At 61.2% G+C, this 14,064-nt stretch carries 8 protein-coding genes; 5 read left to right on the top strand and 3 right to left on the bottom strand.

Annotation, left to right across the window (positions count from 1 at the left end; translation table 11 throughout):
* On the bottom strand, nt 1-474 hold the full coding sequence (locus RF819_RS14970; RefSeq protein WP_078365719.1) for a cyanophycin metabolism-associated DUF1854 family protein: 474 nt from the start codon (nt 472-474) through the stop codon (nt 1-3).
* Nucleotides 471-2,765, bottom strand: coding sequence for a cyanophycin metabolism-associated ABC transporter (locus RF819_RS14965; RefSeq protein ID WP_078365718.1), 2,295 nt, complete (start codon nt 2,763-2,765; stop codon nt 471-473). Before RF819_RS14965 ends, RF819_RS14970 begins: the two co-directional genes overlap by 4 nt.
* 195 nt (nt 2,766-2,960) lie before the next feature.
* Between RF819_RS14965 and RF819_RS14960 the strand changes: the two genes are divergently transcribed.
* Nucleotides 2,961-5,150 carry a cyanophycin synthetase gene (locus tag RF819_RS14960; protein ID WP_078365717.1) on the top strand — a complete coding sequence of 730 codons (2,190 nt, stop codon included), beginning with the start codon at nt 2,961-2,963 and terminating at the stop codon, nt 5,148-5,150.
* A complete protein-coding gene (gene cphA / locus RF819_RS14955; RefSeq protein WP_078365716.1) occupies nt 5,147-7,717 on the top strand; it encodes a cyanophycin synthetase in 2,571 nt (856 codons plus the stop codon). The genes RF819_RS14960 and cphA overlap by 4 nt, the downstream gene beginning before the upstream one ends.
* 73 nt (nt 7,718-7,790) lie before the next feature.
* Here the strand turns inward: cphA and mfd are convergent, their stop codons facing one another.
* The gene (gene mfd / locus RF819_RS14950) at nt 7,791-11,363 is read right to left on the bottom strand and encodes a transcription-repair coupling factor (protein WP_078365715.1); all 3,573 of its coding nucleotides are present in this window, start codon (nt 11,361-11,363) and stop codon (nt 7,791-7,793) included.
* A gap of 87 nt (nt 11,364-11,450) precedes the next feature.
* On the opposite strand from mfd, the gene ispD reads away from it, so the two are divergent.
* The 3 genes from ispD (at nt 11,451) to RF819_RS14935 (ending at nt 14,056) form a co-directional block, all read left to right on the top strand.
* The gene (ispD, locus tag RF819_RS14945) at nt 11,451-12,200 is read left to right on the top strand and encodes a 2-C-methyl-D-erythritol 4-phosphate cytidylyltransferase (RefSeq protein ID WP_078365714.1); all 750 of its coding nucleotides are present in this window, start codon (nt 11,451-11,453) and stop codon (nt 12,198-12,200) included.
* Nucleotides 12,197-12,679 carry a 2-C-methyl-D-erythritol 2,4-cyclodiphosphate synthase gene (gene ispF / locus RF819_RS14940; RefSeq protein ID WP_078365713.1) on the top strand — a complete coding sequence of 161 codons (483 nt, stop codon included), beginning with the start codon at nt 12,197-12,199 and terminating at the stop codon, nt 12,677-12,679. The genes ispD and ispF overlap by 4 nt, the downstream gene beginning before the upstream one ends.
* A 270-nt stretch (nt 12,680-12,949) precedes the next feature.
* Nucleotides 12,950-14,056: an S-(hydroxymethyl)glutathione dehydrogenase/class III alcohol dehydrogenase gene (locus RF819_RS14935; RefSeq protein WP_078365712.1), complete on the top strand. Its 1,107-nt coding sequence runs from the start codon at nt 12,950-12,952 to the stop codon at nt 14,054-14,056.
* Nucleotides 14,057-14,064: the final 8 nt, after the last annotated feature.

Genomic DNA, 14,064 nt, shown 5'->3' with positions numbered 1-14,064 from the left:
CTACAAGAACCGGTCCAGGATCTTGCGGCTGTCGCGGCCCAGGTCGCTGGCATCACGGATCAGGAACTGGATGCCGTGTGAATCGGTCACCAGCAACATGCTGGTGCCGACACGGCGGATGTCTTCGTCCCCGCGCAGCACAAAACTGGTGTGGCCACGGTCGGTTTTGACACGCCAGGTGCAGGGGGTGGAAAAACTCGTGACGCTCTCGATGCTCAGGATGGTGGGCATGAACTCGCGGAGTTGCAGCTCCTCGCGGATCAGGCTTTGTGCGGGCTCCGGCACATCGGCCAGTTGCTCAATCCAGGCCACCTCGTGGCCATCGGTGTGCACCAGCGAAATACCGACCTCGGGCGACTGGATCGGAAACGCGCGCACAGGCACCACAGCTTCGACAACCTCACCCATAGAGGTCGTCAGAGTCAGCCGCCCAAAAGGGTTGCGGACCAGGGTAAAAGGGGGGCTGGTGGTCATTTGTCGTTCTTCCTGTCGTTCAAGCGGACTTGCGAGCGGTCATCCATGTCGACATCCATGTTGCGCGCCTGGGCTTCGTAGAGGTTGAAGTAGGCACCTTGTGCTGCCATCAGGGCGTCGTGGGTGCCGACCTCGACCACCTGGCCGCGGTCCAGCACCACCAGACGGTCGGCGCGGTGCAGGGTCGAGAGCCGGTGCGCAATCGCGATGGTGGTGCGGCCTTTGACCAAGTTTTCCAGCGCGTTCTGGATTTCCTTTTCGGTCTCGGAGTCCACCGAGGAGGTGGCTTCGTCCAGGATCAGGATGCGTGGGTCGATCAGTAACGCGCGTGCAATCGAGATGCGCTGGCGTTCACCGCCCGACAGGCCTTGGCCGCGTTCACCCACCATCGAGTCGTAACCTTGTGCCAGGCGCAGGATGAACTCATGCGCATGGGCGGCGCGGGCAGCGGCAATGATTTCGGCCCGGGTGGCATGCGGTTTGCCGTAGGCAATGTTTTCGGCAATCGTGCCAAAAAACAGGAAGGGCTCCTGTAACACCAGCCCGATGTGTCGCCGGTAGTCGGCCACCGGCAAGGCGCGCACGTCCACACCGTCGACCTTGATCGAACCTTCGGACACGTCATAGAAGCGGCAGATCAAGTTGACCAAAGTGCTTTTGCCCGAGCCGCTGTGGCCGACCAGGCCAATCATTTCACCCGGGTTGATCGTCAGGTTGATGCCTTTGTTGACCTCGCGGTTGCCGTAGCGGAAGCTCACGTCGCTGAGTTCGATGCGGCCCTGCACATGGGTCAGTTTCACCGGCTGGGTGGGTTCCGGCACGCTCGAGACATGGTCCAGGATGTCAAAAATGCGTTTGGCCGCCGAGGCTGATTTTTCGGTCACTGAGACAATGCGGCTCATCGAGTCCAGTCGGCCATAAAAGCGGCTGATGTAGGAGATGAAGGCCATCAGCACACCGACGGTGATTTCGGACTTGGACACCAGCCAGATGCCAAAACCCCAGACCACCAGCAGGCCGAGTTCGGTCATCAGCGAGATGCTGGGTGCAAACACCGACCAGATTTTGTTGATGCGGTCGTTGACCGCCAGGTTTTGTTTGTTGGCCTCGCGAAAACGGGCCGATTCGCGGTCTTCCTGGGCAAAGGCCTTGACCACCCGCACACCCGGAATGGTGTCGGCCAGCACACTGGTCACCGCCGACCAGACCCGGTCGATCTTCTCAAAGCCGGTTTGCAAGCGAAAGCGCACCGAGCGGATCATCCACACAATAAAAGGCAGCGGCACCAGGGTGACCAGGGCCAGCCAGGGGTTGATCGAGATCAGGATCACCGCCGTCATGACCAGCATCAGCACATCCGAGGCAAAGTCCAGCAGGTGCAATGACAAGAACACACAGATGCGGTCACTCTCGCTGCCAATACGCGACATCAGGTCACCCGTGCGTTTGCCACCAAAGTACTCGAGCGACATGCGCAGCAGGTGGTCGTAGGTGGTGGTGCGCAAATCCGCACCAATCCGTTCGGACACCAGCGCCAGGATGTAGGTTTTGGCCCAGGACAGGCCCCAGGCCAGCAAAGCGGCACCAAACAATCCGGCCAGATAACCCGCAACCACCATGGGTTCGATGTGTTGGCCGTTCTGGAACGGGATCAGCACCTCGTCCATCAGCGGCATGGCCAGGTAAGGCGGCACCAAGCTGGCGGCCGTGCCCAGCAGGGTCAGCACCAGACCCGCGAACAACTGGCCCCGGTAGGGCTTGGCAAAACGCCACAACCTGAACAGGGTCCAGGTCGAAGGCGGGGTGTGGATCACCTTGGTGCAGATCGGGCATTCGTCCTGGTCGGGCGCCAGCGGTGCTTTGCAGCTTGGGCAGACATGGCCTTCGGGCAGCACCGGTGGCTCGCCGCTGACACAACTGGTCTGGTGGATCTGGAACTGGTCAACAACGCGGATCGCATGCAGGTTACACGCCAGGGTAAAGCACCAGTGGGCCAGGCGTCCCTGGCTGTCGAGCAACTCCAGATGACCCACACCGGCGTGGTCGTACAGGTGCATGGCCAGGCCGGGCTGGTAGGCCCAGGAACGCCAGCTGGCATCAGGCGCGCGGCTCAACACCCGGCGGTTGGTCACCAGCACCAGGCCTTGGACAAAATGCAGTTGGTGGTCCAGGTCAAACACCAGTTCGGCCAGAATGGCCTCGCCATTTTGAAGTTGCGCCGACACATCGGCCCGCCAATCCGCCGGTATGTTTTGTGCAGAAAGATCAGAAAAAGAGGGGTCGTGGGTCATGGGAAACAGAGGTTAGCGGTGTGGCAGCCCAAGGCCGGATCGGGTCGGTTTGGGGCCTATGAATGGCCTGAGGATAGTCCGGGCAGGCTGGTTTGTTACAAATATTTGTAACTTTTGTACCTTGCGGATGATGGCAGGGGACCAAATGAACTGAAAATTCGGGGCTGTTGCTTAAATGAACACCTTTAAAAATTCATGACGACGAAGACCATGCAATTGCTTCGGGTAACCCACCTGAGGGGCCCCAACATCTGGACCTACCGTCCCGTCATCGAAGCCTGGATTGATCTTGGCGATCTGGAAGACTACCCCTCCAACACCTTGCCCGGATTTTATGAGCGTTTAACGGCCATGCTGCCCGGTCTGATCGTGCACCGCTGCGGCATTGGTGAACCCGGCGGATTCCTGCAGCGGCTGCGTGAAGGCACCTGGGCTGGACATATCCTGGAACATGTGGTGCTGGAGTTGCAAAACCTGGCTGGCATGCGCACCGGTTTCGGCAAAACCCGGCAAACCTCGCAGCGTGGCATCTACAAGATGGCGTTTCGTACCCGGCAGGAGCTGGTGGGACGCGCGGCGCTGGCCAGCGGGCTGGAGCTGGTCCATGCCGCTATTCATGACACCCCGTTTGACCTGGCTGCGGTGCTGACCCAGCTGCGTGAACTGGTGGACAGGCATTGCCTGGGGCCCAGCACCTCACACATTGTCGAGGCGGCCACCGACCGGGGCATTCCCCACCTGCGGCTCAACGAGGGCAATCTGGTGCAGCTCGGTTTTGGGGCTGCGCAACGGCGCATATGGACCGCTGAGACTGACCAGACTTCGGCCATCGCTGAAGAAATTGCCAGTGACAAAGACATGACCAAGGCCTTGCTGCAGTGCAGTGGTGTCCCGGTGCCCGAAGGCCGGGTGGTCACTACCGTGCAAGAAGCCTGGGAGGCCGCCCAGGATGTGGGGTTACCGGTGGCGGTGAAACCTTACAACGGCAACCACGGGCGTGGGGTCTCGCTGGACCTGAGCACACAAGCAGATGTTGAAACCGCTTTTGTGCTGGCGCTGCAACGGGGCGAGAGCAAAGTGATTGTGGAGCAGTTCATTCCAGGCAACGAACACCGTTTGCTGGTGGTGGGGCGGCGTGTGGTGGCGGCCGCTCGGGGTGAAACCGCCTGGGTCACCGGTGACGGTGTCTCCAACATCCTGACCTTGGTGAACCAGCAGCTCAACACCGACCCTCGGCGTGGTGAAACAGAGGACTTTCCGCTCGGTGTGGTGAAACCGCATGAGTCTGGCGAGATCATTCTGGAGCTCGAACGCCAGGGCTTTACAGCCTACTCGGTGCCTGCTGCGGGCGTCAAGGTGCTGATTCAACGCAATGGCAATGTGGCCTTTGATGTGACGGACGATGTGCATCCCAGCGTCGCTGCTGTGGCGGCCTTGGCCGCACGCGTGGTCGGGCTCGACATTGCCGGTGTGGACATGGTGCTGGAGGATGCTTCGCGCCCTCTGTCCGAGCAACGCGGCGCGGTGATCGAGGTCAATGCCAGCCCGGGCTTGTTAGCCCATCTGAAACCGGCCAGTGGCCAGCCGCGCCCGATTGGGGCCGCCATCATGGACCATCTGTTTGGTGTGGCACACAACACCGACAAGCTGGGTCGCATCTCGGTGGTCGGTGTCACTGGCCGCAGCCATGCCACCCCCGTGGCGCGTTTGATCGCCTGGCTGCTGCACAACAAGGGCCACAAGGTGGGCCTGGCCTGTCGTGATGGTTTTTACCTGGGCGCACGTCGTGTCCATGCGGGTGACAGCACGAGCTGGGATGCTGGCCAGAACCTGCTGATCAACCGTTCTCTGGACACAGCCGTCTTTGAACACAACAGCCACCGTATCCTCAGTGAAGGCTTGGCCTACGACCGATGTGATGTGGGTGTGGTGACCGACATCGGTGACATCGCTGCACTGGCTGAGTTCTACATCGATGACCAGGACAAACTGTTCAACGTCGTGCGCACCCAGGTTGATGTGATCCTGTCACACGGCACAGCCGTGCTCAACGCAGATGACGCCCAGGTCGTGGATCTGGCGGCTTTGTGCGACGGCAAAGTCATTTTTTATGCCCTCGACCCAGCGTCGGAGGTGCTTATTGCACACCGCGACAGAGGTGAGGCGGTGGTGTTTGTCGAGGGGGGGCAGCTGGTGCTGGCCAAAGGCCAGACCACCGTGGCGCGTATTGCACTGAATGCGTTGGGTGCCGACATCCAGGCTTTGCCAGGTGCGGTGCTGGCCGCCACTGCGGCTGCCTGGGCGCTGGGCATCACCGCAGAATTGATTGGTGCCGGTTTGCGCACCTTCGGGTTGACACCCACCAAAAAACACATTGAGCCATGAAGTTATCCCGTATTCGAGCCCTTCGCGGCCCCAACCTTTGGACGCACCGCACCGCCATTGAGGTGGTGGTCAGCTGCACCCCTGCCGAGTGCACAGTGACCGCAGACCCCGGTTTTGATGCCCGACTCCATGCCTGTTTTCCGGCCATTGGTGTGGTGCATACGGGCGGACAGGACAGCCCACTGAGCCTGGCCCATGTGCTGGGCGTGGCTGCACTTGGTTTGCAGGCCCAGGCGGGTTGCCCGGTGACCTACCGGCGCACCACACAGACGCTGGAGACCGGTGTGTTCCAGGTCATCGTGGAGTACACCCAGGAAGAGGTGGGGCGACTGGCACTGGAGTTGGCGCAGGAGCTGTGTCTGGCGGTGCTGGAGGGGCGGTCTTTTGATTTGCAGCAGGCCTTGGCGCAGCTGCGTGATCTCGACGAAGACGTGCGCCTGGGCCCCAGCACCGGCACCATTGTGGATGCGGCGGTGGCCAGACAGATCCCGTTTCGGCGCATGACCGAGGGCAGCATGATCATGTTTGGCTGGGGCAGTCGGCAGCGCCGCATTCAGGCCGCCGAGGTGGACCGCACCAGTGCCATTGCCGAGGCGATTGCGCAGGATAAACAGCTCACCAAGAAGCTCTTGCATGCGGCAGGTGTGCCGGTGCCGCAGGGGCGTGAGGTCAGCAACACCGATGATGCCTGGACCGCCGCGCTGGAGATTGGTTTGCCGGTGGTGGTCAAGCCCAAAGATGGCAACCAGGGCAAAGGTGTCACTGTCAACATCGCCTCCAAAGAGCAGTTGCTGGCCGCCTACCAGACGGCCGCCGAGTTCAGCCGCAAAATTTTGGTGGAAAAGTTTTTGCCGGGCCACGACTTTCGCCTGTTGGTGGTGGGTGACAAGCTGGTGGCCGCAGCTCGACGTGAAGCCCCCCATGTGGTGGGTGACGGCATCCACAGCGTGCGGGCGCTGGTCGACGAGGTCAACAAGGACCCGCGCCGTGGTTCAGGCCACGCCACCTCGCTGACCAAAATCCGTTTTGACGACATCGCCCTGGCGTGCCTGGCCGGGCAGGGCCTGCAGGCGGACTCGGTGCCGACCAACGGGCAACGTGTTGTGTTGCGACGCAATGCCAACCTGTCCACCGGTGGCTCCGCGACCGATGTCACCGACGATGTCCATCCGGAAGTCGCTGCGCGCGCTGTGGCGGCAGCGCAGATGGTTGGTCTGGACATCTGTGGTGTGGACATGATGACCGAGAGCATCCACCACAGCCTGGAGGAAAAAGGCGGTGGTGTGGTGGAGGTCAATGCCGCACCCGGTTTGCGTATGCATGTGTCGCCCTCGTTTGGCAAAGGCCGCCCGGTTGGTGAGGCGGTCATCAACCACATGTTTGGTCCCCATGACAACGGTCGGATCCCGCTGGTGGCGGTGACCGGCACCAATGGCAAAACCACCACCGTGCGCCTGATCTCGCATCTGCTGGCCCAAAGTGGCCTGCGTGTGGGCATGACCAATACCGATGGTGTGTTTGTGGCTGGTCAGCGTATCGACACCGGTGATTGCAGCGGCCCCAAGAGCGCCCGCAATGTGCTGGCTCACCCCGATGTGGATGCTGCCGTGCTGGAGACAGCGCGGGGTGGCATGCTGCGTGAAGGTCTGGCTTTTGACCGCTGCGACGTGGCCGTGGTCACCAATGTGGGCAGTGGTGACCACCTCGGTTTGAACTACATCACCACGGTGGAAGACCTGGCGGTGCTCAAACGGGTGATTGTGCAAAACATCGGCACCCACGGTGTGGCGGTGTTGAACGCGGCCGACCCGATCGTGGCGGGCATGGCCAAACACTGTTCTGGCTCGGTCACCTTTTTTGCCGCCGACCGGGATCACCCGGTGATGGCCACCCATCTGGCACAAGGCAACCGGTCGGTGTTTGTGGAAGACGGCTGGCTGGTGGCTTGCCAAGGTGAGGTCCAGCACAGGCTGGCCTTGTCCGAGGTGCCCATCACCCTCAATGGCAGCATCGATTTCCAGGTTGAAAACGTCATGGCCGCAGTGGCTGCAGCCTGGGGACTGGGTCTGGATTGGGACGTGGTCCGCGCCGGTTTGGCCAGTTTTTCCAATGACAGTGACAACGCCTTGGGGCGCTTTAACCTGTTCTCCTACCGCGGTGCCACCGTGATTGCGGACTACGGCCACAACCCTGATGCCATGTCGGCCTTGGTCCAGGCGGTCCAGTCCATGCCTGCCCGTAAGCGTTCGGTGGTGATCAGTGGTGCGGGTGACCGGCGCGACGAAGACATCCGCCAGCAGACCCAGATCCTGGGTCAGGCGTTTGATGACGTGGTGTTGTACCAGGACCAATGCCAACGCGGCCGCGCTGACGGTGAGGTGATTGCGCTGCTGCGTGAAGGCCTCAACGGCGCCGCCCGCACACGCTTGGTGCAGGAGATCACCGGTGAGTTTCTGGCGATTGACACTGCCATGGACAAGCTCGGTGAGGGCGATTTGTGCCTGATCCTGGTGGACCAGGTGGAAGAAGCATTGGCGCACATTCGCGCCAAGATCGCGGCAGGCTAAAGCTTTTTCGGTGTGTTCAGAGACTGCGCCCCTGGCTTCAAACCCAGGGGCGCAGTGTTTTGGTGGCTAACACTCACGCAGTGGCTTTCTCCTGCGCCATCGGTTGTCCCAAATTCTTGAGAATGTCACGCACCATCTGGGCCCGGTCCTTGGCCTCGGGCAGTTCGCGCTCGATGCGTAATTTTTCATTGCCCGCCAGTTTGATGTGTTTGTTTTTCTGGATCATGGCAATGATCTTCATCGAGTCAATCGGCGGGTTTTTCTTGAAGGTGATGCTGATCACACCGGGCGCGGCATCCACCTTGGTCACACCATAGGGCTGGCTCAGCACCCGTAGCCGGTGCACGTCGATCAGGGTTTGCGCCTGTGTTGGCAGTTTGCCAAACCTGTCGATGATTTCCTCCAGCAGGCCATCAATCTGGTTCGTGGTTTTGGCGGTGGCCAACTTTTTGTAGAACGACAGGCGCAGGTGCACGTCGCCACAATAGTCGTCTGGCAACAGCGCCGGGGCGTGTAAGTTGATGTCGGTGGCCACGTTCAGCGGGTTGAGCAGATCGGGCTCGATACCGGCCTTGAGGCAGCGCACGGCCTCTGACAGCATCTCGTTGTAGAGTTGAAAACCCACTTCGAGCATGTTGCCGCTCTGGTTTTCACCGAGCACCTCGCCGGCACCCCGGATTTCCAGGTCGTGCATCGCCAGGTAAAAACCGCTGCCCAGTTCTTCCATGGCCTGGATCGCGTCCAGGCGTTGTTGCGCCTGTTTGGTCAGGCCTTCCAGATCGGGCACCATCAGGTACGCGTAGGCCTGGTGGTGGCTGCGGCCAACCCGGCCACGCAGCTGGTGCAACTGGGCCAGACCAAACTTGTCGGCGCGGGCCATCACGATGGTGTTGGCGGTGGGCACGTCGATGCCGGTCTCGATGATGGTGGAGCACAACAACAGATTGCTGCGTTGTGCCACAAAGTCACGCATCACCGCCTCCAGTTGGCGCTCGGGCATCTGGCCGTGGGCCACGCTGATACGCGCCTCGGGCAGCAACTCTTCGAGCTTGGCGCGGCGGTTTTCAATCGTTTCGACCTCGTTGTGCAGGAAGTAGACCTGGCCGCCACGTTTGAGTTCACGCAGCACCGCCTCACGGATCACGCCTGCGCCTTCGGTGCGCACAAAGGTTTTGATCGCCAGCCGACGTTGTGGTGCGGTGGCGATCACACTCAAATCACGCAGGCCTTCAAGTGCCATGCCGAGGGTACGCGGGATGGGTGTCGCGGTGAGGGTGAGCACGTCCACCTCGGCACGCAGGGCTTTCATCTGTTCCTTGTGGCGCACCCCAAAGCGGTGTTCCTCGTCGATGATCAGCAGGCCCAGGTCCTTGAACTTGGTGGACTCTGACAGCAGCTTGTGGGTGCCGACCACGATGTCGATGGTTCCGTCCGCTACACCTTTGAGTGCGGCGGTGATTTCCTTGGTCGAGCGGAATCGGCTCATCTCGGCCACTTTCACCGGCCATTTGGCAAATCGGTCGACCAGGGTCTGGTAATGCTGTTCGGCCAGCAGCGTGGTGGGTGCCAGAAAGGCCACCTGTTTGCCACCTGTGATGGCAATGAAGGCGGCGCGCAGTGCCACCTCGGTCTTGCCGAAACCCACGTCACCACACACCAGCCGGTCCATCGGGCGCGGGCTGATCATGTCCTGGATCACCGCATGGATGGCGGCTTTCTGGTCAGCGGTTTCCTCAAAACCAAAGTCATTGGCAAAGGTCTCGTAGTCGTTGGGGCTGTAACGGAAGGCATGGCCTTCACGTGCGGCGCGGCGGGCGTAGATGTTGAGCAACTCGGCGGCGCTGTCGCGCACCTGCTCGGCGGCGCGGCGTTTGGCTTTGTCCCACTGGCCGCTGCCGAGTTTGTGCAAGGGCGCCTCGTCCGGGCTCACGCCGGTGTAACGGCTGATCAGCTGCAGCTGGCTCACCGGCACATAAAGGGTGGCCTTGTCGGCATATTCCAGATGAAGAAACTCTTGTATCTCCGCATCACCATTGGGTAATTTGTTGCCCAGGTCCAGATTGATCAGACCCCGGTAACGGCCAATGCCGTGGGCGCTGTGCACCACCGGGTCACCCACCTTGAGTTCACTCAGGTCCTTGATCAGCGCTTCGACATCGCTGACCTGCTCCTGTTTTTTGCGTTTGCGGGTGGTTGGGCTGGCGGCAAACAGCTCGGTCTCGGTGACAAAGTCGACACCACTTTCCAGCCAGCTGAAACCGGTGGCCAGGCTGCTGGTGGCGATGCCGATCTTTTCGTCACTGGCCAGGAACTCCTGCAGCGAGTCAAACGCAGGCGGGTCAAAGCTGCTGGCATGCAAAAAGTCGAGCAGGCTGGCGCGTCGACCTTCACTCTCGGCCAGCACCAGCACGCGCTGTTGGGTGTTGCGGATGTGGCTCTTGAGACGGGCCAAGGGGTCTTCGGCGCCCCGCACCACGGTCATGGGTGGCAGGGCTTCAAATTCGGCGTAAGGCGACTGGCCCTCACCCCCGCCCTCTCCCGGGGGGAGAGGGGGCAAAACCAGGGCGTTTGGTGCATCAGTTCCCTCTCCCCCAGGGAGAGGGCTAGGGTGAGGGCGGGCTTTGATGGCCAGCTGGGCATGCTGGTTGACCCGGCCGTAAAACTGCTCGGCGCTCAGGAACAGTGTTTCGGGCGGCAAGACCGGGTGTTCCGGGTCACCTTGCACCAGGCGGTAACGTTCGCGGGTGTCTTGCCAGAAGTGGGCAAACGCGGGCTCCAGGTCACCATGCAGGACCACGGTGGCAGCGTCACCGAGGTAGTCAAACACGGTGGCGGTGTCCTCAAAAAACAGCGGCAGGTAGTACTCGATGCCTGCGGTGGCCACACCATTGCCGATGTCCTTGTAAATGCGGCTGCGCGTGGGGTCGCCTTCGAGCAGCTCACGCCAGCGGCTGCGAAACCGTGCACGTGCGTCCTCGTCCATCGGAAACTCGCGCCCGGGCAAGAGGCGCACCTCGGGTACCGGGTACAGGCTGCGCTGGCTGTCGGGGTCAAAGGTGCGGATCGAGTCGATCTCATCGTCAAACAAATCCACCCGGAACGGCACCGGGCTGCCCATCGGAAACAAGTCGATCAAGCCGCCGCGCACTGCATATTCACCGGGGCTGACGACCTGCGTCACATGGCTGTACCCGGCCAGGGTGAGCTGCGCCTTGAGTTTGGATTCGTTGAGCTTTTGTTTGACCTTGAAGTGAAAGGTGGTGCCCGCCAGAAAACTTGGCGGCGCCAAGCGGTACAGCGCGGTGGTGGCTGGCACCACCACCACATCGGCGCCGGTGTCCTTGTCGTGCTGGCTGATGCGCCACAGGGTGGCCAAGCGTTCACTGATCAAATCCTGGTGCGGTGAGAAGGTGTCAAACGGCAGCGTCTCCCAGTCCGGGAACAACACACAACGCAGCTCGGGTGCAAAAAACGCCATCTCGTCGATCAGGCGCTGAGCGTCGGGTGCATCGGCGGTGACGATGGCGGTCACCTTGCCGCTGGCCTTGTCGCGCAAGGCCAGTTGGGCCAGCAGCAGCGCGTCGGCCGAACCGGTGGGGCGGGGCAGGGTGTAGCGCTTGCCGGGGTTGAGTTTGGGTAATTCCATGCGAAAGTGTGTCAGGTAGAAACGCCAAAACCCTGCGCAAAGATTGGCAGGGTGTGTTGTGACGGATTCTAGAATGCAGCCCACACCATGACTGAACTCACCGATATCACCCTTACACCCAGCACCACGCCACGCTGCTGGGCCCTGATTCCCTGCGCTGGCAACGGCTCACGTGCGGGCGCCGCTGGCCCCAAGCAGTACCAGGTGCTGGCGGGCCAACCGATGGTGATGCACACCCTGGCGGCGTTTGCCGAGGTGCCGCGTATTGACCAGACGCTGGTGGTGGTGTCTTCAGATGACGCGTTTTTTCAGACACCGCAGTGGAAGGATTCATCTTTTTTGATAGCGTCTTGCGGAGGTTCTACAAGGGCTTCAAGCGTATTTAATGGTTTGAATGCGCTGCTGGCAGAGGGTGCAGTCCCACACGACTGGGTGCTGGTGCATGACGCGGCACGCTGCCTGATCACCCCGGCGCAGATCAACCAGTTGCTCGATGCTTGCCTGAGCGACGAAGTGGGTGGTCTGCTGGCCCTGCCGCTGCCCGACACCCTCAAATCTGGCCAAGCTGGCCGGGTTGCCAGCACCTTGCCACGCGTCGACAAATGGCTGGCGCAAACGCCGCAGATGTTCCGCATTGGCAGCCTGCTCGAAGCGCTGGAGCTGGCAGGTGACGCCGTCACCGACGAATCCAGCGCGATTGAAGCCATGGGGATGGCCCCCAAGCTGGTGCCGGGCAGCGCCCAGAACTTCAAGGTGACCTACCCGGAAGACTTTGCGCTGGCGCAGGCGGTGCTGTTGTCGCGCACCCCTGATACACAAACAAGGTCAACACAATGAATTTCAGAATTGGCGAAGGCTGGGACACCCATGCCCTGGTGGCTGGGCGCAAACTGATCCTGGGTGGGGTGGAGGTGCCGTTTCACCTCGGTTTGTGGGGCCACTCGGATGCCGATGCGCTCTTGCATGCGATCACCGATGCGCTCTTGGGCGCTGCCGCTCTGGGTGACATTGGCACGCATTTTCCCGACACCGACGCGGCTTTCAAAGGCGCGGATTCCAGTGTGCTGCTGGCCGAGGCGGCGCGCCGGGTGCGTGCCACAGGCTTGGAGATTGGCAACATCGACAGCACCGTGATCGCCCAGGCGCCCAAGCTGATGCCATTCATTCCGGCCATGCGCGCCCACATCGCGCAGACCTTGGGACTGCAGCCCGATCAGGTCAACGTCAAAGCCAAAACCGCTGAAAAAATGGGACCGGTCGGCCTGGGGCACGCGATGGAAGCGCGGGCGGTGGCGCTGCTCTACAAGACAGCCTGACGCTGCTCACACGCTGCCTTGTGCAACAAATCAGCCTCTAGACCTTAGATTACAAGGGTTTACAGCTCTTTTTAATAGAGCATCTGCAACCTCAGATCCTTGCGCACCGTCCTCTGCGGCAGGGTTCAACAAGCATGCGCTGGGTCAGTTGCCGGGCCGGGTCGTCAGGCATCCACATGCCTGGCACGATGCCCCCATCCCGACACCGGGCCGGACATTCCGCTACGCTCAGGCGCTGTCTGATCCTGCTCAACCACCAAGAGTCCCCCCATGAAAACACAAGCCGCCGTCGCCTGGAAAGCAGGCCAGCCTCTGACCATTGAAACCGTGGACCTGCAAGGCCCCAAATTCGGCGAAGTGCTGGTCGAAATCAAAGCCACCGGCATCTGCCACACCGATTACTACACCTTGAGCGGCGCCGACCCCGAAGGCATCTTTCCGGCCATCCTGGGTCACGAAGGCGCGGGCATTGTGGTAGACGTTGGCCCGGGCGTGACCACGCTCAAAAAGGGCGACCACGTCATCCCGCTCTACACCCCCGAATGCCGCCAGTGCAAGTTTTGCCTGTCGCGCAAAACCAATTTGTGCCAGTTAATTCGTGGCACCCAGGGTAAGGGCCTGATGCCCGACGCCACCAGCCGTTTCAGCCTGGACGGTGAGCCGATCTTCCACTACATGGGCACGTCCACCTTCAGCAACTACACCGTCGCCCCCGAAATTTCGCTGGCCAAAATCCGCGAAGACGCGCCGTTTGACAAGGTCTGTTACATCGGCTGCGGCGTGACCACCGGCATTGGCGCGGTGATCTTCACCGCCAAGGTGGAAGCCGGTGCCAACGTGGTTGTTTTTGGCCTGGGTGGTATTGGCCTGAACGTGATCCAGGGCGCCAAGATGGTCGGGGCCGACAAAATCATTGGCGTGGACATCAACCCGGCCCGCCAGGAGATGGCGCGCAAGTTTGGCATGACCCATTTCATCAACCCCAAGGAAGTTGCCAACGTGGTGGATGCCATCGTGCAGCTCACCGATGGCGGCGCCGACTACAGCTTTGAGTGCATCGGCAACACCCAGGTCATGCGCCAGGCGCTGGAGTGCACCCACAAGGGTTGGGGCCGCAGCATCATCATTGGTGTGGCAGAAGCCGGGGCCGAAATCAGCACCCGCCCGTTCCAGCTGGTGACTGGTCGCAAATGGGAGGGCTCGGCCTTTGGTGGTGCCCGTGGCCGCACCGACGTGCCCAAAATTGTCGACTGGTACATGGAAGGCAAGATCAACATCGACGACCTGATCACCCACACCATGCCGCTCAAAGACATCAACAAAGGCTTCGACTTGATGAAAAGCGGCGAGTCCATCCGCGGTGTCGTGATTTATTGATCAAAACA

Origin of the sequence: Rhodoferax fermentans, from assembly GCF_002017865.1 — a bacterium.
GTDB classification, from domain to species: Bacteria; Pseudomonadota; Gammaproteobacteria; order Burkholderiales; family Burkholderiaceae_C; genus Rhodoferax; species Rhodoferax fermentans.
This window is presented reverse-complemented; position numbering and strand designations above follow the sequence as displayed.

Excerpts from the sequence above, each read along its gene's own strand:
- RF819_RS14970 (WP_078365719.1), bottom strand. The coding sequence starts at position 474 with ATGACCACCAGCCCCCCTTTTACCCTGGTCCGCAACCCTTTTGGGCGG.
- RF819_RS14965 (WP_078365718.1), bottom strand. The coding sequence starts at position 2,765 with ATGACCCACGACCCCTCTTTTTCTGATCTTTCTGCACAAAACATACCG.
- RF819_RS14960 (WP_078365717.1), top strand. The coding sequence starts at position 2,961 with ATGACGACGAAGACCATGCAATTGCTTCGGGTAACCCACCTGAGGGGC.
- cphA (WP_078365716.1), top strand. The coding sequence starts at position 5,147 with ATGAAGTTATCCCGTATTCGAGCCCTTCGCGGCCCCAACCTTTGGACG.
- mfd (WP_078365715.1), bottom strand. The coding sequence starts at position 11,363 with ATGGAATTACCCAAACTCAACCCCGGCAAGCGCTACACCCTGCCCCGC.
- ispD (WP_078365714.1), top strand. The coding sequence starts at position 11,451 with ATGACTGAACTCACCGATATCACCCTTACACCCAGCACCACGCCACGC.
- ispF (WP_078365713.1), top strand. The coding sequence starts at position 12,197 with ATGAATTTCAGAATTGGCGAAGGCTGGGACACCCATGCCCTGGTGGCT.
- RF819_RS14935 (WP_078365712.1), top strand. The coding sequence starts at position 12,950 with ATGAAAACACAAGCCGCCGTCGCCTGGAAAGCAGGCCAGCCTCTGACC.